Consider the following 21866-nt stretch of genomic DNA (forward strand, 5'->3'; position numbering starts at 1 on the left):
AGTCTTGTAATTTTCTAACGATTTGCGAGGTATTGATTTTAGTGAATTCAAAAGTTTTAAGAATTATTATAATAGGTAAATAATTGACTTTTTGTAATATAGTTGTAATATTACAATTGAATCGGCTAAAGATTCAAAAATTTTACAGGGAGTGTTTAATATGAATAAAGTGTCAAAGATAATGTTATCTTGCGGCCTCGTATTTAGTACAGCAGTAGGTGCAGCAGCAATCGATTCACATCAATCACAAACCCAAGCAGCAGAAACGCCATATTATAACTATACAGGTTATACATCAGCAAATAGTGAATTTATTTTGGATCAAGATTTTATTAATGCAATTAAATACGGTAATTTAACAATTAATGGTTATAAAATTACAAATAGTGACGCAGAAACAGCTGAGATGGTAGATATATATGATCAATCATTTCGTAAAACTGGCGAAAATAAAGCAGATGCTGTTACTTTTGATTTAGATGGTAAATCTGTTTCAAAAAATGATTTATTAACAGTATATGGTCCTTCAGATGTAACCGACACACCAGCAGGACATATGTATGAACGTAATTATAACGATACGTCAATCAAATTTTATGTAAATGATGGCTATGTAACCAAGGTACAAATTAATACTTAAAGTGAAATATAAGTGGAATACTAAACAATCAATCAAATTTAATAAATAAACGCTCACCAATTGGTGGGCGTTTTTGTAATAAAAATTATTTTTAGTATGACTTTAATAGGTTAAGGCTAAAATCATGCATATAATTTTATACATAATTTTGAAAGTAAAGATTTAATCATGTTCTTTGAGAGAGTATAAATTTTTAATTTCAACAATTTTTATGCGTTGTAATAAGAGGTAAGTACGTTTGTTTTAAAAAATATTTGGCATATTAATCCTTCTGAGGTCTTAAAATATAAAAATAAAAAACCAAAAATATGATGATTGAAGGTGGTAAACTAATAGATATTGTTTTTATAAATTCGTTACTGATTAAAATCAATGTTTCGAGATTAGAAGCATTCATAATTTCATTAATTTTTGTTTCTGATGGTCTGATTAAAATTGTGATAAATGTTATTATCAAGAAAAAAATAGTAGAATATTTTAGACTTTTTTTAAATCTCATGAAGCACCTCTCTTTGATATAGCGTATCGTAATTTTGATACACGTATGACATATGTATTATTGCTATAATTATATAATAAAATCTGTATATATGTCATAGTGTTATTGAATTTTATTATAAAAGCGTTTTAATATCTACTTCTATATAATATTATATAGAAGTATTTTAGAGTTCTACCTATTTTGATGCCACCTTTAAAGGTGGTTATTCACAATGAAAAGAAAATTATTTTAGCATAAATCGTTTATATATATATTGTTTTGGTTATATTTAAGAAAGACTGAAATTGGAAAGGTGTATTGTAAAATGGAGAAATTAAATCAGGTCATGCTATATGTAGATGATCAGTCAAAAGCTGTGGATTTTTGGAAAAATATAATGGAATTTGTTGTTATATCAGAAGAAGCATTAGCAGAGGGGTATAAAGCAGTAGAAATAGCACCCAATAATGAAGTCGAAACATCGATCTCTATTATGGAAAAAGCATTTATAAAAAAATATAGCCCAGAAGTTAATTTGGGCACACCATCACTTATGTTTAAAGCATCAAATTTCGATGAACTTTATGAAAAGTTAAAAGCTAAAGGCTTAACTGGACATGATATTATTGAAATGTCAGGAACTCGGGTATTTAATTTTCAAGATGGGCAAGGCAACTATTTCGCCGTTAGTGAATAATATTTATTATGTTCTTGAAATAAATAACTGCAGTCAATAGGACTGAAATCAAATCGATGAAATTCGTTTGATTTCAGTCCTTTTTAATAATCGTAAGCATATTTATTATACCTTATGGGGGTATATGTTATAATCATTAATGTTAAGAGAATAACGTTACATTTTGTAAGGAGGGTATGACATGACAAATTCAAATAACCATGAATCACATGACCATCATGAACATGGAATGCATGAAGAACATCATACACAAGATCATGAAGGGCATGATATGCATGATCACCATGCACATCATCATGGTAATTTTAAGCGTAAATTTTTTATATCATTGTTATTTGCAATACCAATCGTCATTTTATCACCAATGATGGGAATAAAATTACCATTTCAATTCTCATTTAATGGTTCCGATTGGATCGTATTAGTGCTTGCCACAGTATTATTTTTCTATGGTGGTAAACCTTTTTTAACTGGCGCAAAAGATGAGCTTTTATCTAAAAAGCCTGGTATGATGACGCTTGTTGCGTTAGGTATTTCTGTAGCATATATTTATAGTTTATATGCATTTTATATGAATCATTTTAGCCATGCATCTGGACATGTTATGGATTTCTTCTGGGAATTAGCTACATTAATATTGATTATGTTGTTAGGACATTGGATTGAAATGAATGCAGTTGGTAATGCGGGCAATGCTTTGAAAAAAATGGCTGAACTTTTACCTAATAAAGCGATAAGAGTGATAGATTCTGAAGAAAAAGAAGAGGTTTCTATATCTGAAATTGCAGCGAATGATATTGTGGAAGTAAAAGCTGGGGAAAGCATACCGGCAGACGGACTGATAACTCAAGGCAGTACCTCAGTAGATGAATCATTAGTAACAGGAGAATCTAAGCAAGTAGTTAAAAATGAACAAGACGAAGTTATCGGTGGTTCTATTAATGGTTCAGGCACAGTACATGTCAAAGTAACTGCTACAGGAGAAAATGGCTATTTATCACAAGTGATGGGGTTAGTAAATCAAGCACAAAATGATAAGTCAGATGCGGAATTATTATCAGATAAAGTAGCGGGTTATCTATTTTATTTTGCAGTAAGTGTTGGTTTAATAGCATTTATCGTGTGGATGCTTATCCATAATAATATAGATTTTGCTTTGGAAAGATTAGTGACGGTATTGGTTATTGCTTGTCCTCATGCACTGGGATTAGCTATACCGCTAGTTACTGCACGTTCTACTTCAATTGGCGCACATAATGGATTAATCATAAAAAATAGATCTTCTGTTGAATTAGCTCAACATATTGACTATATAATGATGGATAAAACAGGCACTTTAACAGAAGGTGATTTTTCAGTTAATCATTATGAAAGTTATACAGATCAAAGTGATAATGAGGCAATCTTATCTTTATTTGCTTCATTGGAAAGTAATTCAAATCATCCACTTGCTTTAGGCATCGTGACATTTGCTAAAAGTAAAGATATCAAAATTAAAAATCCTCAAGAAGTTACAACTATACCAGGTGTTGGATTAGAAGGTATAATAGAAAATCAAAAATATAAAATTACAAATGTAAGCTATTTAGAAAAAAACAACTTGAAATATAATATAGAAGAATTTGAAAATCTTGCTAAACAAGGTAATTCAGTAAGTTTCTTAATTCATAATGAAGCAGTCATAGGAGTGATTGCACAAGGGGACAAAATTAAAGAAAGTTCAAGAAAAATGATTTCAGATTTATTATCAAGAAATATTACGCCAGTAATGTTAACAGGAGATAATAATGAAGTTGCAACTACAGTAGCTAAAGAATTAGGTATTAATGATGTGCATGCACAATTATTACCTGAGGATAAAGAAAAGATTATTCAAGATTATCAAAGTAATGGACATAAAGTAATGATGGTTGGTGACGGTATCAATGATGCACCTAGTTTAATTAGAGCGGATATAGGTATGGCTATTGGTGCTGGTACGGACGTTGCTGTTGAATCAGGAGACGTGATTCTTGTTAAAAGTGCACCATCAGATATTATTCATTTCCTTTCACTTTCTAAAAAAACTATGAGAAAAATGGTTCAAAATTTATGGTGGGGAGCTGGATATAACATTGTTGCTGTACCACTCGCAGCTGGCGTTTTAGCATTTTTAGGGTTAATCTTATCTCCTGCTGTCGGAGCAATTTTGATGTCTTTAAGTACGGTCATTGTGGCAATTAATGCAATGACATTAAAATTGAAATAGAATTACAAAATTTTGACTGAATGCGTACGAATAGAATGACTTGAATAAAGTGGAACGACACAACTTTTTAAAGGTAAAGTGTTTGTTCCACTTTTTTAATTAGTAAACAAGAAATGAATTATGCTAAACTGGTGCTAATTTAACGAGGGGGTATGACATGTCATTAACACTGGAGCCTATGACGCAAAAAACTTTTGATGAAATTTATGAAAACAGCATTCATGAATATGCGCATGAACATATAAAAAGTGGTGATTGGGAAACAGAAGGTGCCATTGAGAGGGCGCGTTCAGATTTTGAAAAACTATTGCCTTATGGATTAGCTACTGAAAATCAGGATTTATTTTCTGTTATTTATTTGAATGAAACAATTGGATATTGTTGGTTACATTTTGAAGGAATTAAAAAGGAAACCAAATGTTTTATTTATGATGTACATATTTTTGACAGTTATAGAGGTCAGGGTTTAGGTGAAAAAACGATGTTTTGTATCGAAGATTATTGCCAAAAAAGAAATATACATCGTATTGGTTTACATGTTTTTGGTCACAACGAGAGGGCAATATCCTTATACAATAAATTAGGGTTTCAAACTACTAATTATAGAATGGAAAAAGTGATTGGGAATGATACACATTAAAATAAAACGCTAATTTTAAAAAATCTATCAAAAATTTTAAGTAGGAGAATTTAAAAATCGGTAATCAAAGCAATTTGATGACAAAGTATTTTAGAATTAAATATTTATTTTTGGATGTTTTAATGAATGGTTAGTTGACTAGATAAATAAGGTTTAACCTGAACTTAAGTTGATTCTAATGGTTTTACCATAAAAGAAATAAGTGTCCAACGACTTATAACTTTTTATAAAAACAGTGAAGACCTCCCTTTCTATTGGACTGATATAGAAAGGGAGGTTTTTTGTATTGAACTAAAGCCTTATAAAAGTCACTAGACTTGTCTATTTATCAGTATCAGTATATTTATGACCAGCCAATTAATTGTGCAATTATTAATGAAATAATTGAAATAACTCCCCACATAATAAATAACGGGAAGAAAAACTTGATCCACTTCGTATAAGAAACACCACCGATGGCTAATGCAGCCATGAAATAACCACTTGTAGGATAGAGTACATGTGTGAAACCATCGCCTAATTGGAAAGCTAGAACAGCTGTTTGACGAGTAATGCCTAGCATATCGGCTAATGGTGCCATGATAGGCATTGTGACAAGTGCTTGACCACTTCCTGATGATATGATGAAGTTAATGAATACTTGAACGAGATACATACCGATGACTGCGACAATCGGTGTTGCACCGTCAATAACAGAACCTAAGCCATGCACGATGCTGTCCATAATCTTACCGTCTTCAAGAACTACTGCGATAGAACGCGCTAGACCTACAATGATAGCTCCCATCAATACGTCTTTAAATCCGTCATTAAATGACTCGCAAATTTCACGCGTATTCAATCCAGTAATTAATCCAACAACAATTCCTAAAATGATAAATAAGCCGGACATTTCCACCATAAACCAACCCTGCGTAGTAACACCATATACAAGTACAATAAAAAAGGCCAATACAACAGCAATGCCTATTTTTTGACGTTGTGTTGCAATGATCGGTTCGTGTTTCGTAATATCTTTATAAGTTCGTCTTTTTTCAGTATCTTCTTGGTAAACTAAGCTAAGATGTGGGCTTTGTTTTACTTTTCGTGCGTATCTCATTATAAATAAGACTGTTATAAATAGCACAACGATAAAAATCATGAGTCGTAAGCCGATACCAGAAAAGACAGGGATACCAGATAATTTTTGTGCTAAACCAGTATTGATTGGGTTTAATACACCGACTGTAAAACCTACAACAGTACCACATAGCGCAATTGCAGTAGCGGTTATAGAGTCATAACCTAAAGCAATAATTAATGGAATGATAACGGGTATGTATACAAGTGAAAGTTCAGCAGTACCTATGAGTGTAGCAATAATTGCAAATACTGATGTCAGTACTGGAATGATAAAGATACTATGATTTAAAAACATACGCGCGAGTTTATCAACGCCAATTTCAATAATGCCCGTACGTCTTAATACCATGAACATACCACCAATAATCAGGGTGAAGAATACAATTTCACCTGCTTCAATGAGACCTCTCGGAATAATGGATATAAAGTCTATGATATTCACTGGTGCAGCTTTTATGTAATGAAATGAGTCTGCATCAACCATTTCTCTACCTTCTGGTCCTTTAATTCGATCAAATTCTCCAGAAGGAATGAGGTAAGTTGAAATGGTGGCTAAGACACCAAATATAAATAATATGACATAAATGTGTGGCATTTCGAACTTTTTCCTGTCTTTTTTTGTTGGTTTACCTTTGTTTTTTGAAAACTTCATTGCTACACCTCTTTTATTAACATAAATAATGAAAAGATATCAGGACTACATAAAAATTAAAATCTTAATATTCTGAAAATTTTAATTTGAACTTAATTATAACAAAAATTTTATAAAATTATTAAATAAATATGATTTTAGTTAAATGATTTAGCATGAATTAATATAAAATAAAAAATCTAGTAATTGAACTGTGCAGCTCACTTACTAGATTTTACTAGAAACATTATATCTATTTGATAATTAAAGACAGTAACAAGCTACTATCTTAATTATAGATGTTTATTACATTGTTCGATCAACATTACTACACAATATATTCAAATAGCGATGAACATTATGAGAAGTCGTATCTTTAGGCAGTGCATGAGAAAACGTATTACCTTTTGTCGTTTTAACAGTGTAGATTATGTCATAGTTACTAATTTTGAAATCAATTATTTTCATAAATATCCCCTTAACAATGGTCATTGTTTTAAAATTATGAAATTGCAAATGAAACTGTGAAATAGGTTGAAGTACAAAGTTGACCATTTATATAATTGTACTATACATAAATCTTTTAAGTAATAAAAAGTATAACATATTTATGAAATTAACTTAAATAATACAAATAAAAAACACATTCAAATTTAAGAATATGTTTAATCATTAAGTAAATTTATTATTTCACTGTACTTTTGTTCACTCAAGGTACCTAAAGGACTTTGATTTATTTCAAATATTAAAAAATCATCATTTGAATTGAATACACTCTTTATAGTTTCACAAATCGTATTTTGATCTAAGTCACTTTTTAACAACCACAAACCTTTGTAGATGTACAATGGTTTACCAACAAGATTTAACTTTGAAGGTAATTTTTCATACCCATAAGAAATAGAATTTAAATTATAGGATAATATATATTTCGCCATTTATATCGCCCTCCGATATAAGCATATCATTAACTAAGATTTAAAGGTTGAAAGAAGGTTGAGTTTAAACACCATTGACTAATTTATTGAATATTATAGACTGATTAAGTTTGTTTTTATTTTAGAAGGGGATTTTAATAGTATAAGTAACTTTATTTTTAATACTATGAGGTGAAATAAAAATGAATTATATAAAGTATATAACGTCAAAAGATAACACGAAGCTTTATGCAAAAATAAATGAAATTGAACAGGCTAAAGCTAATATTATTATTGTCCATGGATTAGCTGAACATCTCGATCGTTATGATGAATTAGCTAATTACTTAAATGAAAATGAATTCAATGTCATTAGGTATGATCAGCGGGGGCATGGTCGATCAGAAGGCAAGCAGACATTTTATAGTAATAAAGATGAGATTGTCGAAGATTTGACTGCTGTGGTTGATAAAGTTAAAGCTGATTATAAAGGGAAAATATATTTAATTGGTCATAGTATGGGCGGATACACAGTAACATTATTCGGTACACAATATCCTAATGAAGTAGACGGCATAATAACATCTGGCGCTTTAACGAGATATAATAAGAAAACGTTTGGCGACGTAGACAATCATGTAGATAAGTATAGTTATTTTGATAACGAGCTTAGTGAGGGACTATGTTCAGATCAAGATGTTGTTGAAAAATATGCATTAGATGATTTGAATGCAAAGCAAATTTCAATGGGATTAATAGTTACCCTAATGGATGGTATAGCGTATTTAAAAGAGAATGCATCCAAATTTATTGAACATACACTAATATTACATGGTAAAGAAGATGGGTTGGTGAGTTACCAAGATTCATTACAATTATTTGATGAAATAGGTTCTGAACATAAATCAATTCATATTTATGATGGTTTACAGCACGAAATATTTAATGAATCTTCTTTTAACAAGAATATTTTTAAAGAAATTGTTGATTGGTTAGATAATGAAATATAATTTGCATAAATTTTTAAAGTAGATTTACAAATTTATTGTTGATTAAGTCTTCAAATATTTTAAAATGTTTGTTTCAGAAATTTGAAGGATTTATAATAAAAAAATAATTAAGACAAAATAATTGAAGGAGACATATATGTTTATTAAAACCTTGCACATGGAATACGAAGAGAGTTTCGAAGAATTTGATACACGAGTGAACCAATTTTTACATGAAGTGGATGATAAACAGCATTGGGAACTTGTATCAGTGACACCTTCAGTTACAAACACTGTGGAAGGCGTAGATTATTTTATTACAATTATTTATAAAAAGTAATGAATAACACGAAAAAAGCCTGAAAAAGTTTTCAGGCTTAAACATATTATAGACAGTAATTGGTTAGGAAATGGCTAATCATCATAATATCAATCTAATCACTAATTATATAAATTTAATATGTGTACTAAATTCATATAATTAGTGACTAAATGTTTTTTGAGGGACGTTGAAATAATCAGCTAAAATTTTAGTGTCATTTTCTGATGGTTTTCTATATCCATGTTCCCAATCCCATATTTGACATATTCTATAGCTCTTCTCGTAGTTTTTGTTTAAATTAATTGCTAATTTAGACAAACTTAAATGTTTTTTTTCGCGTAACTCTGTTAAAATTTCCAAAATTTAAAACCTCCCATAATTAAATACATAAAACTTACATTAATTATTTTAGTACAGATAAAAGGTATGTTCAAATTACTAATAATTTATTTAGAATTAATTGGAATGTTATTAGCAACAATTTTAATATTTTGAATAAAATATAAGTCATTTGTTGATTGTATAAAGTGTCAGAAAGTAAGTATAAGGTATTAAAAGAAAATATTAAAAATATTTATAATAAGGAGGAAAAATAAATTGAAAATAATTGCTATGAGTATTTTTGTAGATGACCAAGAAAAGGCAAAACAATTTTATACAGAAAAGCTTGGTTTTGAACTTGTACACGACATGGAGATTGGTGGCGGGTTTAAATGGTTAACTGTAAAAGAAAACAATTCTAACAATCCGGTAGAAATCGTTCTTGAACCTAATGAAAATCCTATAGCAAAGAGATATCAAGATGATTTGTTTAATGCAGGTATTCCCGTAACGATGTTTGGCGTTTCTAATTTTGAACAAACACACCAATCACTGTCAGATTTAGATGTGAAATTTCATACAGAACCAAAAGAAGTTGAAGGAATTAAATTAGCAATCATTGAAGACACTTGTGGTAATTTAATTCAATTAATTGAGCAATAAGTGTATATTTTTTTCTAAGCACTAGATTTAATTTATCGTCATTTTTTATGATATAAGTTAAATTTGGTGCTTGTTACTTATTATATTAAAGTACTTTATAAAATATGATTTCTGTATTCATCACTAATGAAAATGAGTAATCATTTTTTGTAGCCCCCTGAATTAAACACTGATTAACCAATTTTTGACTATATTTATAAAGTATATTTTATTGGAGGGAACTTTACTGAAAGTTATAAATTTGCAAATGCATTCCTATACGAATTACAATCCAATAACGATGGTAAGCCTAAGTAGTAAAGTAACGATGATCAATACGATATAACCCCTTTATCCGACGTATTAATCATCGTTCAAAAACATAATTATTTATTTTTTCATTTTATCAATATCTTCCGCCACAATTGTTAATAATTCTTTAGTTTCTGCGTCGGTTAACTCATCAGAACCTTTAATTCTAATGACAGAACCCTTATCCGTTTTAACATGGTAAATCGGTTCTTCGTCTTTATAAACTTTTCGTAATACTTTCATCTCATCACCCTTTTTTTCTATAAAACAATTCACGATAATATAAAATAATGTCTAAATAGAAACATTACTTTCATAAGACGAATAAGTTCTTATTTTATAACTGAAATGATTAATACTTTAACTATAGGATAACTTTTTATTAAATTCATTTCCACTGGTATGATTTAATTAATTTAATTATTTTGTTGAATCTTATTTAAAATAATACATTTTCAACAGTTAATTATAATTTATGATGTTTTTTTGAGAAAATTAGTTTTTTGTGTTTTTATATTATAAATAAGGGTATAACTAACCAAGCACAAAAAGTCCTCCAAACTTTAGTGTGGAATATATTTTCGAGATTGACGTCGCTTTTCGAAGCGGCGTTTTTGTTTTATACTGCATATAGTATGACTATTTAAAAAAGGGATGTATATTGTGAGATTATTGAGTATATTGTCATTTTTATGTAGCCTGGCGATAACAATTGCTATTATATATGGCGTTATCATGATGGCTGGTGATTTAATGGGGTTAACAACATTTAATAATCAATTATTAATAGTAGGTCTAGCATTTGTACTATTGAGTGGTTTGTTTGGAAAAAGTAAACCAAGATTGTCAATGTTGGTGCTATTTATTGGATTTATAATTGTAATTGTTAATTAATAAATAATAAAAGGAGTGAAAAGGAATCAATGATTTCCTATTTTCACTCCTTTTTATATGAGTCATTTTATTAAAAATAACTAAGCTTTAAATGATTCAATATTTCCTTGAAGTTTTTGATCCATGTCATTAGCTATTTTTAGTAATAATTGTTTTATATCTTTTGAAGTTAATTCATTATCAGCAGTAACTTTTATAATTAAGCCTAAATCCGTTTTAATATGGAAAGTCGTACGGTCATTTTCAGATACGCTTCTTAATATTTGCATCTTAATCACCCCGTTTTCAAATTACAGAATTATCGTTTGACGAATAACTAAACAGTACAAATAATATAATTCAATCAACATAGTGTAAAATGTTAATTTGATATAAGTTTAATATATTTGAGATGAAATGAATAATAATTAGCTTCCGATATAGTGATGTAATTATTTAATGTATTTAGGTATCATTTTGATATAGATAAGTTCGCCTAATAATTCACAGAATGTTTGTGTAATAATGACAGTAGTTGTAATGGTTACCCAATAGTTTGGTAAGCCTAATGCTAAAGGCAAGACGACTAGTGCATTTCTTGTACTAGAACTAAATGCAATGGTCCTTTTGGTTTCTTGTGTAACTTTAAATAATTTACCACATAAGGTACCTATTAAAGGAGCAATGATTAAAAAACAAATATAAATAGGTATAACGGTAATGACAATATTTAAATTATGAATAATTTTGTTTATTTGTGATCCTACAATTGAAAATAAAACGATAGCCATAAAAATTTCGGGAAGCCAAGATGTGAACTTTAATATCTGATTTATGTTTTTGGACTTTTTACTAGAATATTGCAATAGAAGCGCTAATAATAAAGGGAAAATTATAAACATCAAAAACGACTTTAAGAATGGTGAAATATCTATTTGTGAAAAAATATCAGTGTTAAGAAATAGCGTAAAATATAAAGGTAATAATAAAATTTGGCATATGAACAGTAGTGGTGTCGCAAATAACATGAGTTGTTCGTTTCCTTTTCCTAATGCATTAAAAACAAGAACGTAGTCAATACAAGGTGTTAGTAGAACAAGATACAATCCGATTATGACAGGTGTATCTGAAATATTAAACAATTGAATCAAACCATAAACAAATAAAGGAATAACAATAAAATTTGATATTAATAATGCCAAAATAGATTTTATATTAAGTAAACTATGTTTGATGTTAAAAAATGGAATTTGTGAAAACATACTAAACATAAGTAGACACAAACTAACAGAAATTATAGATTCTAATATGCTGGCAAAAGTATTTGATATTAAACCAACTAGAACACCGCTTAAAAGTGCTATAAAATAAATGTAAATTTGGTACTTTTCAATCATGGATTTTATATATTGCATAATAACCTCTCGTATATCAATTTTTGTTCGTAGATTTATTTTATACCCAGTCAGTAATACAAAGTAATCTGAAATAAAAAAAGTGGAGCGAAATCATGTATGCCATTTTGATTTCAAGTCCCACTTATTTATATGAACTAGTTTCGATTTTATTTTTTGTTTTTATCTTGAACACTTACTTTATTTTCAATTTTATCATCATTTGTGCCATCAATACTTAGCAGTAATGCACGAATAACTAAAACACCAGATATAAGTAATAACAGATTTTTTAATAGTTTCATATTTTCACCCACTTGTATGAATTTAAATGTTTGTTACAAAATAATCATATTTATATACATCATACACTAAAAACTACTGACTGAATAAAAAATACTATTGAGTTTGTTTTCCTTTATATAGGGGTTATTTAAAGGTCGACGACGTAAAGTGTTGAATTTTCTTCATCGACAGTTACTTTTAATTCATCACTATTATTTTTAATTGTGGTATTAACAACATTTCCTTGCTCAATCGTAAAGAAAATTTGGCTTAAAATACCCATTGCGTATTCATTAATTGGACTTACAAGAGAAATAGAAGTCGTATCTTCTTGTATCATAAATTGCTTTTGACTTTGATTTATTAATTGCCATTTAGGTAAATAGGTTAATTTCATAATTGTCACTCCTTAATATTGCTGCATTTTTAATATTTTTCTAAAGAAGAATATTAAATTTTGAATTAATTGAATGTGAAAGGGAATAAGTTCACCAAATACACAAGAATAAGAGGTGATAGCATGATTGTATTATTATCTATTATATTAGCATTAATTTTTGCTTTTCTAGCAACAATGCCATTTTTATTTATAAATACGAGGTTGCATGAAAATGTTAATCACTCTAAGGAAGAGATACGCCATGAAAAAATAAGAGCGATTAAACGTTTTGTGTATTTTTTTATATTAATTATTATTCTGTTAATGGTTTTTCATTTCATTACAAATTGAATTGATACGTTTAAAATACAAACATAAGTGCGAGCATATTTGATTCGTTTTTAAAATTAAATGACTTATGTTATGGAAGTAGGAGGAATTGATGATTTTTAAGTGTTTCATGGGTGAAGCTTGTAATAAAGCGCCACTTATTGAATTGATTTAAAGTGGCACCTCAGAAGCTTATGATATCGTTTAGTTTAAACTAAGATTGTTTGATCGCATACGCATTGAACTGATATTGATCTTGAACGCTTAAATATGATCTAACTGAAAATAATAGTAAAGAGTATACCCACAACACCAAAAATAATTAACATAACGGTCAGTCCGAGTAAAGATTCTTTGGTTTGTTGTTTGTCTTTCAACTTATAAAATATTAAGGAAATAATTCCACAAATTAAAAATATGAGTGAAAGCCAAAATACAATCATGAAATGTAAACTCAAATGCTTGTCCCTCCTTTGTAATGTCATCTAGCTGTAATGCTTGATGATTTTATTCAATAACTTAAAAATTAATTGTTTTTAGTTTTGTAAGCTCGTTTGTATTATATTTTATCATTTATTCATAAGATGCCATAGTCTAAGATATTATCATAAATTTGGTTATAAAAAGTAAATTGCAAAAATAGAATATTTGCATGATGATGTCTAACCGTAGAAAAGGGGAATGGCTTGCGCAATTTTAAAGTGAAATTGGATAGGGCAAGACAAGCAGTAAATGAAATACGCATATCACAACGGATTTTGAAAAATTTCATACACTTCAGGATATAAGTCATTATTTACGGCCAGCCTTTTAACGTGGTAAAAAAATAAAGTATACGGGAGAGCATTAATATTAATTGAAGAAAATCAAATGATAGAACAAGTGAAAATACATTTTAATGATAGCGCACAAAACGCCAAGTCAATTAATAACATTTTAGAAAAATTGATTGAACTGAGTATAGAAATAATGCCCACTGAATTTACAGAAATATTGAAAATTGAAATTCATATTTCGAAAAAGCGTTTGCCAATTAAAAAAGAATTACCGTATAAACATTAAAATTTTAGATTTTATTAATTATAACGGTGTATAATGGTAGTGAATCGAATAAGTAAGGAGATAGAAAATTATGAATGAAGTAAATAAAGTAATTTATATTGTTTTAGCGGTGTTTTTAGGAAGTTTTGGAATTCATAAGTTTTATGCTAGAAAAACTGGTATGGGTCTTTTGTTCCTCGTGTTTTGTTGGACAGGTATTCCACAAATTTTAGCTATTATAGGTGCGATTATTACATTATTTAAACCTGCAGATCAAAATGGCAATGTTTTAGTTTAAAATTATGATATAAAATAAAACGAGGCTGGGATATAAATTCCCATTCTCAAAATAAGAGGGCAAATCCTTAACAATGGATTTGTCCTCTTTATATTTAAAATATTACGATTTTGACCGTGCATGCTTGCCTGGGGATATGGCTCGAGCCTGTAGTCTCTCGCACATATCATTTCCCCGGGCGTCAGCACGATGCAAAATCGTTTGGAATATTTGTCAAAATACAAAAGCAAAGGCTCATTTGAAACAATTCATTCCCTCTAAATTTTTTCAATAGAAATTATCGTTTTCTGTTTAGTCAGAGACATTTATGTCCCGAACTCATTTTTATATTAAAAAATATAATGACATCAATCAAATTAAAATGAAAAAGTATTTAATTTTTATTGCTTTAGCAATAGAATTCATAAACTTTACAATATTTACAATTTTGATTAAATACTATGAAAACAACAATTAAACTGTTCATTTTTAAATTTAAAAATGAACAGTGATAGACAAATAAATATTATTTGTTATGATTATGAAAAGGCTTTAAATAGTAAGACATGTAACGATTAAAATTTAAATAATCGAGGTAATGCTTATGACATTCTATGATTTTATAAATGACTTTGTTAATGACGACACGCCACTTGGTCAACTTGCCTATTTTGTAAATAAAGATAAAAATTTCCCTAAACATGCAACAGGATATCATGAATTATATGCATACTTTAAAACGAATTATAATTATAATGAAATAATGACGTCTGCAAAAAGGGCATTAAGTTTATATCTGAATAACTTAAGCGTTAATTAGCATAAAGATTCATTGTTCGTAATACCAGTTTCTTATTTTCAGAGCATATTTAATATCTTCCGTTCTAAAATTAATTTCGTTATTTCTAATTGAAAAAGGTTCAATGATATCTTGAGCCATCCATGTGTTAATAAGTTCTGTAGGTAGGCCATCTAATTCCATGTCACTTTTGCTTAGAACAAAACATTCCCAATCAAGAGAAATTTTTGAAGGATTAATATATATACACTCATTAATCTGATTCATAAAAACACTCCTTAACATTGTAAATCCGACGTTAAGTTTTACCCATGTACGAATAAAATAAAACGACAATTTTATTTTAATTGTCTACTAATTGATAAAAAAATAGTAAATGTTTGAAATTTGTTATTTTGAAGTGTTTTAAAGTGTATTATTACAATCGTTTGTCTACTAATGAAATTAATAAAAAATAATATCTATTTGTTGATAATCATTAATATATAAATATAAGCACAGTACTAAAAGCATGTCATAAACTAATTAATTGGTGAGACAAATTGTTAATCCCGTATACAAATAAAGCACGCATCTACTTTAATGTGGATGCGTGCTTTTTGTATTCAAATGCTAACATTTTTGTTTACTGTGCATATTTTCTTGTAGTATGTTGAGATATGCATTTTACCACGGTATAATTCCTAAAATACAAGCTACTAAAATCATAAATAGACTAGATCCAACAGCCCATTTTATTACTATACGTTGGTTTTGGCCGTATTCTATATCTAGCATACCTACCAGTAAATAACCAGCAGCATATAATGGACTTAACACGTGTAATGGCTGACCTAGAACTGAAGCTCTGGCCATATCAACTTTTGAAATACCAAATTGTTGTGCAGATTCAGCTAAAATAGGTAATACACCGTAATAGAAAGGATCATTAGCCATAAAGTATGTAAATGGCCCACTCAAAATTGCCGTGATTAACGCAAAATGATTACCCATAGCATCCGGTATGATTTGTACCAAAGTATTAGCCATTTCGTTAACCATTTTTGTTCCATTCATTACACCTGTAAATATACCTGAAGCAAAAACAAGACTGATTACAGAAAGTACATCTCCTGCATGTTTTTTTACAACAGAATTTTGAATACTTAAATTAGGATAGTTTAGTAATATTGCAAAGCCAAACCATAACATAAACAAGACTGGTATTGGCATTAAGCCGATAACCAGGCAGACGATTAATGAAATTGTTAGTATTGCGTTAGGAATAAGCATTTTGGGTCTTTTTAATAAAGATTCTTCCTTTGTATCGGTAGGTTTTATATCATTTAAATCAATATTTGTATTTGATGTAAGATACTTTTTTGAACGCTTTCCAAGTATGTAAGCAACTCCAAAAGCAAATAATATACCAGCAATCATTGCAGGTATGATGGGCACAAAGACCTCTTCAGTAGTTACTTGCAAAGATGAAATCGCACGTGCAGTGGGGCCACCCCAAGGCAACATGTTCATTACACCGATAGATAGAAGTGCCAATGTAGATAAAGTATATAGACTCATGCCAATCTTTTTATAAAGTGGCATCATTGCAGTTACAGTGATGATGAAAGTAGTGGTACCATCACCATCTAGTGCTACCATAGATGCTAAAATCACAGTGCCTATTGCTATTTTTACTGGATCCCCTTTAACGACTTTTATAATTTGATTAATGACTGGTTCAAATAAGCCAGCATCTATCATAACGCCAAAATAAAGTATGGCAAAAGTCAGCATAATTCCAGTTGGTGCTACAGTTTCTATGCCATCTAACATAAACTTACCTAAACCTGCATAGAAGCCACCAATTAAAGCAAAAATGGTAGGTATAACAATTAACGCAGTTAAAGCAGACATTTTACGTGTCATAATTAATGCCATAAAGATGATAATCATAATAAAACCGAGAATTGCTAAGTTCATATATTCAATTTTCCCCCTTTGTTTTTATTATTATATACTTTTCATAAATTTTTTGAAAATAAAATATTATACTTGTCTAAAAAGTATATATTTAAAAAACACTTCATAACTAAAATAAATAGTTATGAAGTGTTTAGTGGTTATTAAATATTATAAAATAAATATGTATTCATAAAATCAAAAGAAAAAATTTATTACATATGACTTCCAAAAAGGGTAACTTAATAATGCTAAAGAAAATAATGATACCAACATAGCAAAAATATTAGCAATACGATCCCCACGTAAACATGCATATAAATTAATAAGCAGTACACCTAATATGAACAACAGGCCAGCTAATATTTGCATATCTCCTTCTAAAATTTTATTAACTGCTAATAATGGCGTTGTTAATGTAACTAATGACAAGAACAGTGATAATAATGTCGTTGCATATTTCAAATTGTTCAGTCCTCTCTAAGAAATACTTTTATTAATCTAATGTTATAAATGATAGCTTAATAAAATAATATTTGCTTAACAATTTAATTGCAAGTCATTTTTATATATGACATAACATTTATCAAAAGACGATTAACGAAAAGCGCCAAATTATAGTAGTTTTGGAGGCGTCTATATTGTGAATGAGTAGTATCAAAGATTTGTTTATTCGAATAAAGACATTTCCTCACCATTAAAATAGTAAATCAACCAATGTTCATCAACATAATCTACATCATATTTTCTGGCAAATTTTTCTATTGCAAGTAACTCAAAATTTAAATTGCTAAAAAAGACTTTGCCACTAATATTATTTGATATAAGTGAAGTCATTAGAATTTCAATTTGTTTATCATGGCAGATTTGGAAGACATATTTCATTAATTGTTTGGCAATTTGTTCTTTGAGTTCATGGTTATTACCCATAACACACATATTTTCGATTACTGCTTTGTGTGACAGGCTGTAATTTTGATTAAATATAAGTGTGACAGCACCTATCAAAACACTATCTTGAAAAGCGCCAATGACAATTGATTGATTTGAATGAGTAGAAAGTAAATCGTTTAAATTTAGTTCGGCTAAGCATCGATCATTTTGCAATTTCCAAGCAAATACGTCAAGATCTTCATGAATGCCACGTTTTAATAATTTTCTATAGTTGGGTAAATCATCGATTGATAAATAACGTATATTTGTCATTGTATGCCTCCTAAACTTTATAAACCATTTATATAATAGATTAATAAATTTTACTGCCGTATTAAATTTGATTTTAAGGGAAAAAGGATAATTGAGCAACACTATATTTAATTTTATTCAAAAACATGAAATCATTTTTAATTTAAAAAACAAAAAAATATGAAGTTTTTAAGTGTTTAATTGCATTTAATTTAATTTTTAAGTAACGCGAATGGATATGATAATTATGGTATAATATGGTGGATGATATATTATGAGCGGAGGCACGATAAGTGGAATCTTTAATGACTATTATAGTTTCGCTAATTTTGCTTATCTTGATTTCTTTTGCCATATTAATGATTTACCTCTGGATTAATTATAAAGATGAAGACAATTAATAAAAAAGAGAAAACGATCAAAAGACATCATGACATAAGCATAAGTAGTATTAAAACAACAAAAAACCCCCAAATTCGATTAAGAATTTGGGGGTTTAGCATTATCGTTATTCTACTACTTGTACATTTAAATCTACGTCAATATTACCGCGTGTTGCTTTTGAATATGGACAAAATTCATGTGCATCTTGTAGATATTTTTCAGCATCTTCTTGTGATAAAACGTTTTTAACTTTTGCATCTATTGAAACGCTTAATTTAGGGCTTTCAGCCTCTGGGTCATCTTCTAAACGTACAGTTAAAGTGACTTCAGGTTCAGCGCCTCTCACTTTATTTTGTTTAAGAATTAAATCAAATGCACCATTAAAACATGATGCATAACCTGCTGCAAATAATTGTTCAGGGTTAGTGCCTTTTTCAGCATCAGCTTGTGCTGGAGGAATGACTGCTACATCAATTGCTTTATCATCTGTTTGAACGTGACCGTTACGACCACCTGTATTCGTTGCTTTTGTTTCATAATTTACTGCCATTATATTACCTCCTAAATTACTTATATAACGACTATACCCTGTAAATTAAATTTAAATCATATAAAAGGTGAATAGATTTTTATTATTTACTTAAATGATGTTCTTTTAAGATTGTGTTAGTTCTCAGTAATGTTATACAATAATTTTAATGTTGAGTGAAAAGGAAGTTTTAAAAATGTCTGAAGTAAAAATTGCAGTAACCATAGCACCAGAAAATGAAATTTCTCAAACTTTTTTAAACGAATTAGTAAAATATCAAACATCTATCGATATAATAGAATTAAGAGTTGATCAATGGGCAACACCAAGGGTTGATGACGTAGCTAATGTCATTGATAATTTATATGAGCTAAACTTAAATAAGAAAATTTTAGTTACTTATCGCACACAATCACAAGGCGGTAAAGGTGATTTGTCGTTTGATGCGTACATTAAATTACTTGAAAGGATAATTGAAATAGACCACGTGGATATGATTGACGTTGAATTTGAAATTAACCGCCAATCTCAATATATAGTGAACTTGATTGATCAAGCCCATAAAAATGATGTTGAAGTGATATTGTCTTATCATGATTTTCAAAAAACGCCACCACTTGCTCAGTTAAAACATTTGTATTTTAAAATGCATCAAATGAATCCAGATTACTTAAAAGTTGCAGTCATGCCTTATAGTAAAGAAGATGTCTTAAATTTATTATCAGCATTATCAACAACAGTTGATACAGTGCCACAACAAGTGATTGGCATTGCTATGTCAAAATTAGGCATCATTTCAAGAACTGCTCAAGGTATTTTTGGTGGTGCAGTATCCTATGGTTGTTTGGATAATCCTAAAGCACCTGGACAGATACAAGTTGAAAATTTGCGTGCGCAATTAAAGCTATATCAGTAGTTTGAAAATCTAATCGTACTATCTTATAATTGAAAATAGTTATCAATAGTGAAAGGGCGATATTAGATGGAACTACAAGATGCAATAACTCAACGAAGAAGTATAAAGGTCTTTAGAAGAGATATGAACATAGATGACGATGCTTTATATGAAGCGATACAGCGTGCTACAGATGCACCCAATCACGGCTTGAGAGCACCTTGGAGAGTGGTTCATATCGCAAAAGATAGATTGGGAGATATGAGTAAGCAATTAACTGAAATTGCTTTTCCTAATCTGAGAAAGAAGCAGGAAGATCACTATAAAGTTGCTACCAATTTAGGTGGTATGCTTGCATTAATCGTTAAAGAAGATCCAAGACAAAAAGAAAGTTTAGAGAATAATATGGCATTTGGTGCATTTGCACAAAATCTTATGCTATTACTTTTTGAATCAGGTATAGGTACTTGTTGGAAGTCACCGGCTTATATTTTCAATCCTGAAATACGCAAAATATTTGGTGTGAAAGACGATGAACGTTTAGTTGGATTACTATATTTGACTGATTTGAAAGATTTAGAAAAAATGCCACATCGAGAACGTCAACAAAATCAAGTCATTGATAAGTTTTAAATAAAATGGGGTTGGGACATAAATGTCTCTGACTAAACAGAAAACGATAATTTCTATTGAAATATGTAGAAATTGTCGTTTTCTTTATTTTTATCAAATAATTTAGCTCGTTGAGCTACTATTTTTCTTACATTCAATGCCATTAGGACAAATCCTAATTCTTTTTTGACTTTGTCTATCCCTCGAACTGACATTCGAGTGAAACCCAAAATAGCTTTCATGAATCCAAAAACTGGTTCTACATCAATTTTTCTTGACTGTAGATTTTTTAGTTTCTGTTTCTGAAAGCTGCTGATTAATTTGAGATTTAAAATACTCCCAATTAAAATGCTTCATTATCTTCTTATTCGTTTTTGCATTGCTTTTCATACATCAATTTTTAAGTGGACATTTGAAACGATCATCACATTCGTACCATTTGAGTCATGTTATTAATTTTATAAAATAAGAACTTCATCAATATATTAGAGGGAATGAATTGTTTCAAATGAGGCTTTGCTTTTGTATTTTGATAAATATTCCAAACGATTTTGCATCGTGCTGACCCCCGGGGAAATGATATGAGTGAGAGACTACAGGCTCGAACCATACCCCAGGCAAGCATGCACGGTCAAAATCGTAAGTTTTTTATATAAAATGGACGTATCCATCATGTGTATTTATATTAAGTTATATCTTTTGGTTAATTAAAAATATGACTTAATATTAGTTGTATAAGTTAAATAATACGAAGTTTTTTTCTATTGTATTAAAACACATCACCTATAGAGATTTTGCAACGTGCTGACGCCCGGGGAAATGATATGAGTGAGAGACTACAGGCTCGAACCATATCCCCAGGCAAGCATGCACGATCAAAATCGTAATATATTAAATATAAAGAGGACCAATCCATATTAAGGATTGGCCCTCTTATTTTGAGAATGGGGATTTTTGTTCCACTCTCATTTTAATGCTTA

Annotated in this window: 28 protein-coding genes and 1 pseudogene; 13 read left to right on the top strand and 16 right to left on the bottom strand. The window is 29.3% G+C overall.

What is annotated here, in order from left to right:
• The first annotated feature begins 160 nt into the window (after positions 1 to 160).
• The 4 genes from isaB to KA867_RS01320 all read left to right on the top strand — a co-directional run bounded on the left by isaB (position 161) and on the right by KA867_RS01320 (position 4706).
• On the top strand, positions 161 to 640 hold the full coding sequence (gene isaB / locus KA867_RS01305) for an immunodominant staphylococcal antigen IsaB family protein (protein ID WP_210136817.1): 480 nt from the start codon (positions 161 to 163) through the stop codon (positions 638 to 640).
• Between the two features lie 806 nt (positions 641 to 1446).
• On the top strand, positions 1447 to 1818 hold the full coding sequence (locus KA867_RS01310) for a VOC family protein (protein WP_210136818.1): 372 nt from the start codon (positions 1447 to 1449) through the stop codon (positions 1816 to 1818).
• 181 nt (positions 1819 to 1999) lie between these two features.
• Complete coding sequence (locus KA867_RS01315; RefSeq protein ID WP_210136819.1) at positions 2000 to 4066, top strand: heavy metal translocating P-type ATPase; 2067 nt, start codon at positions 2000 to 2002, stop codon at positions 4064 to 4066.
• A 157-nt stretch (positions 4067 to 4223) separates the two neighbouring features.
• The gene (locus KA867_RS01320) at positions 4224 to 4706 is read left to right on the top strand and encodes a GNAT family N-acetyltransferase (RefSeq protein ID WP_210136820.1); all 483 of its coding nucleotides are present in this window, start codon (positions 4224 to 4226) and stop codon (positions 4704 to 4706) included.
• Positions 4707 to 5049: 343 nt separating this feature from the next.
• Here KA867_RS01320 and KA867_RS01325 read toward each other — a convergent pair whose 3' ends face one another.
• The 3 genes from KA867_RS01325 to KA867_RS01335 form a co-directional block, all read right to left on the bottom strand.
• Complete coding sequence (locus KA867_RS01325; RefSeq protein WP_210136821.1) at positions 5050 to 6480, bottom strand: YfcC family protein; 1431 nt, start codon at positions 6478 to 6480, stop codon at positions 5050 to 5052.
• Between the two features lie 285 nt (positions 6481 to 6765).
• A complete protein-coding gene (locus KA867_RS01330; protein WP_171027039.1) occupies positions 6766 to 6927 on the bottom strand; it encodes a hypothetical protein in 162 nt (53 codons plus the stop codon).
• A 197-nt stretch (positions 6928 to 7124) separates the two neighbouring features.
• On the bottom strand, positions 7125 to 7397 hold the full coding sequence (locus KA867_RS01335) for a hypothetical protein (RefSeq protein WP_210136822.1): 273 nt from the start codon (positions 7395 to 7397) through the stop codon (positions 7125 to 7127).
• Positions 7398 to 7579: 182 nt separating this feature from the next.
• Between KA867_RS01335 and KA867_RS01340 the strand changes: the two genes are divergently transcribed.
• Positions 7580 to 8386 carry an alpha/beta hydrolase gene (locus tag KA867_RS01340; protein WP_210136823.1) on the top strand — a complete coding sequence of 269 codons (807 nt, stop codon included), beginning with the start codon at positions 7580 to 7582 and terminating at the stop codon, positions 8384 to 8386.
• 136 nt (positions 8387 to 8522) lie between these two features.
• A complete protein-coding gene (locus tag KA867_RS01345; RefSeq protein ID WP_107505408.1) occupies positions 8523 to 8705 on the top strand; it encodes a hypothetical protein in 183 nt (60 codons plus the stop codon).
• A 141-nt stretch (positions 8706 to 8846) separates the two neighbouring features.
• Here KA867_RS01345 and KA867_RS01350 read toward each other — a convergent pair whose 3' ends face one another.
• Positions 8847 to 9047 carry a helix-turn-helix domain-containing protein gene (locus KA867_RS01350; protein WP_019467907.1) on the bottom strand — a complete coding sequence of 67 codons (201 nt, stop codon included), beginning with the start codon at positions 9045 to 9047 and terminating at the stop codon, positions 8847 to 8849.
• Between the two features lie 237 nt (positions 9048 to 9284).
• On the opposite strand from KA867_RS01350, the gene KA867_RS01355 reads away from it, so the two are divergent.
• On the top strand, positions 9285 to 9671 hold the full coding sequence (locus KA867_RS01355; protein ID WP_210136824.1) for a VOC family protein: 387 nt from the start codon (positions 9285 to 9287) through the stop codon (positions 9669 to 9671).
• A gap of 369 nt (positions 9672 to 10040) precedes the next feature.
• Here KA867_RS01355 and vraX read toward each other — a convergent pair whose 3' ends face one another.
• Positions 10041 to 10205, bottom strand: a complete 165-nt coding sequence (gene vraX, locus KA867_RS01360) for a C1q-binding complement inhibitor VraX (protein ID WP_210136825.1) — start codon at positions 10203 to 10205, stop codon at positions 10041 to 10043.
• 411 nt (positions 10206 to 10616) lie between these two features.
• On the opposite strand from vraX, the gene KA867_RS01365 reads away from it, so the two are divergent.
• Positions 10617 to 10856: a hypothetical protein gene (locus tag KA867_RS01365; RefSeq protein WP_245355887.1), complete on the top strand. Its 240-nt coding sequence runs from the start codon at positions 10617 to 10619 to the stop codon at positions 10854 to 10856.
• An 80-nt stretch (positions 10857 to 10936) separates the two neighbouring features.
• On the opposite strand, the gene KA867_RS01370 is transcribed toward KA867_RS01365, so the two are convergent.
• From KA867_RS01370 to tsaT, 5 genes are all read right to left on the bottom strand, one after another.
• On the bottom strand, positions 10937 to 11125 hold the full coding sequence (locus KA867_RS01370) for a hypothetical protein (protein ID WP_210136827.1): 189 nt from the start codon (positions 11123 to 11125) through the stop codon (positions 10937 to 10939).
• Between the two features lie 162 nt (positions 11126 to 11287).
• Positions 11288 to 12250, bottom strand: coding sequence for an arsenic resistance protein (locus KA867_RS01375; RefSeq protein ID WP_210136828.1), 963 nt, complete (start codon positions 12248 to 12250; stop codon positions 11288 to 11290).
• Positions 12251 to 12399: 149 nt separating this feature from the next.
• Positions 12400 to 12534, bottom strand: a complete 135-nt coding sequence (locus KA867_RS13500; protein ID WP_281060315.1) for a hypothetical protein — start codon at positions 12532 to 12534, stop codon at positions 12400 to 12402.
• 128 nt (positions 12535 to 12662) lie between these two features.
• Entirely contained in the window at positions 12663 to 12911 is a 249-nt protein-coding gene (locus tag KA867_RS01380; RefSeq protein WP_210136829.1) for a hypothetical protein, read from the bottom strand.
• Positions 12912 to 13498: 587 nt separating this feature from the next.
• Positions 13499 to 13708, bottom strand: coding sequence for a type II toxin-antitoxin system toxin TsaT (gene tsaT / locus KA867_RS13555; RefSeq protein WP_457314068.1), 210 nt, complete (start codon positions 13706 to 13708; stop codon positions 13499 to 13501).
• 385 nt (positions 13709 to 14093) lie between these two features.
• Between tsaT and KA867_RS01385 the strand changes: the two genes are divergently transcribed.
• From KA867_RS01385 to KA867_RS01395, 3 genes are all read left to right on the top strand, one after another.
• A complete protein-coding gene (locus tag KA867_RS01385; RefSeq protein WP_210136830.1) occupies positions 14094 to 14285 on the top strand; it encodes a hypothetical protein in 192 nt (63 codons plus the stop codon).
• Between the two features lie 70 nt (positions 14286 to 14355).
• Entirely contained in the window at positions 14356 to 14562 is a 207-nt protein-coding gene (locus KA867_RS01390; RefSeq protein ID WP_210136831.1) for a TM2 domain-containing protein, read from the top strand.
• A 583-nt stretch (positions 14563 to 15145) separates the two neighbouring features.
• The gene (locus KA867_RS01395) at positions 15146 to 15361 is read left to right on the top strand and encodes a sterile alpha motif-like domain-containing protein (protein ID WP_210136832.1); all 216 of its coding nucleotides are present in this window, start codon (positions 15146 to 15148) and stop codon (positions 15359 to 15361) included.
• A gap of 9 nt (positions 15362 to 15370) precedes the next feature.
• Here the strand turns inward: KA867_RS01395 and KA867_RS01400 are convergent, their stop codons facing one another.
• From KA867_RS01400 to KA867_RS01420, 5 genes are all read right to left on the bottom strand, one after another.
• Positions 15371 to 15607, bottom strand: a complete 237-nt coding sequence (locus KA867_RS01400; RefSeq protein WP_019467655.1) for a hypothetical protein — start codon at positions 15605 to 15607, stop codon at positions 15371 to 15373.
• Between the two features lie 399 nt (positions 15608 to 16006).
• Positions 16007 to 17302 (bottom strand): CitMHS family transporter, encoded by a 1296-nt coding sequence (locus KA867_RS01405; protein ID WP_210136833.1) that lies wholly within the window; start codon positions 17300 to 17302, stop codon positions 16007 to 16009.
• 177 nt (positions 17303 to 17479) lie between these two features.
• Positions 17480 to 17746: a hypothetical protein gene (locus tag KA867_RS01410; RefSeq protein WP_210136834.1), complete on the bottom strand. Its 267-nt coding sequence runs from the start codon at positions 17744 to 17746 to the stop codon at positions 17480 to 17482.
• A 204-nt stretch (positions 17747 to 17950) separates the two neighbouring features.
• Complete coding sequence (locus tag KA867_RS01415) at positions 17951 to 18487, bottom strand: GNAT family N-acetyltransferase (RefSeq protein WP_019467658.1); 537 nt, start codon at positions 18485 to 18487, stop codon at positions 17951 to 17953.
• A 487-nt stretch (positions 18488 to 18974) separates the two neighbouring features.
• Entirely contained in the window at positions 18975 to 19400 is a 426-nt protein-coding gene (locus tag KA867_RS01420) for an organic hydroperoxide resistance protein (protein ID WP_040030180.1), read from the bottom strand.
• Between the two features lie 175 nt (positions 19401 to 19575).
• Between KA867_RS01420 and aroD the strand changes: the two genes are divergently transcribed.
• Both aroD and KA867_RS01430 read left to right on the top strand, forming a co-directional pair.
• Complete coding sequence (gene aroD, locus KA867_RS01425) at positions 19576 to 20295, top strand: type I 3-dehydroquinate dehydratase (RefSeq protein WP_210136835.1); 720 nt, start codon at positions 19576 to 19578, stop codon at positions 20293 to 20295.
• 66 nt (positions 20296 to 20361) lie between these two features.
• Complete coding sequence (locus KA867_RS01430; RefSeq protein ID WP_210136836.1) at positions 20362 to 20907, top strand: nitroreductase family protein; 546 nt, start codon at positions 20362 to 20364, stop codon at positions 20905 to 20907.
• Here the strand turns inward: KA867_RS01430 and KA867_RS01435 are convergent.
• Positions 20851 to 21327: pseudogene (locus tag KA867_RS01435) on the bottom strand (transposase); the annotation flags it as partial. The gene KA867_RS01430 and the pseudogene KA867_RS01435 overlap by 57 nt on opposite strands.
• Positions 21328 to 21866 lie beyond the last annotated feature (539 nt).

The sequence above is a fragment of the Staphylococcus sp. GDH8C109P genome, from assembly GCF_017893405.1.
Taxonomy (GTDB): Bacteria; Bacillota; Bacilli; order Staphylococcales; family Staphylococcaceae; genus Staphylococcus; species Staphylococcus cohnii.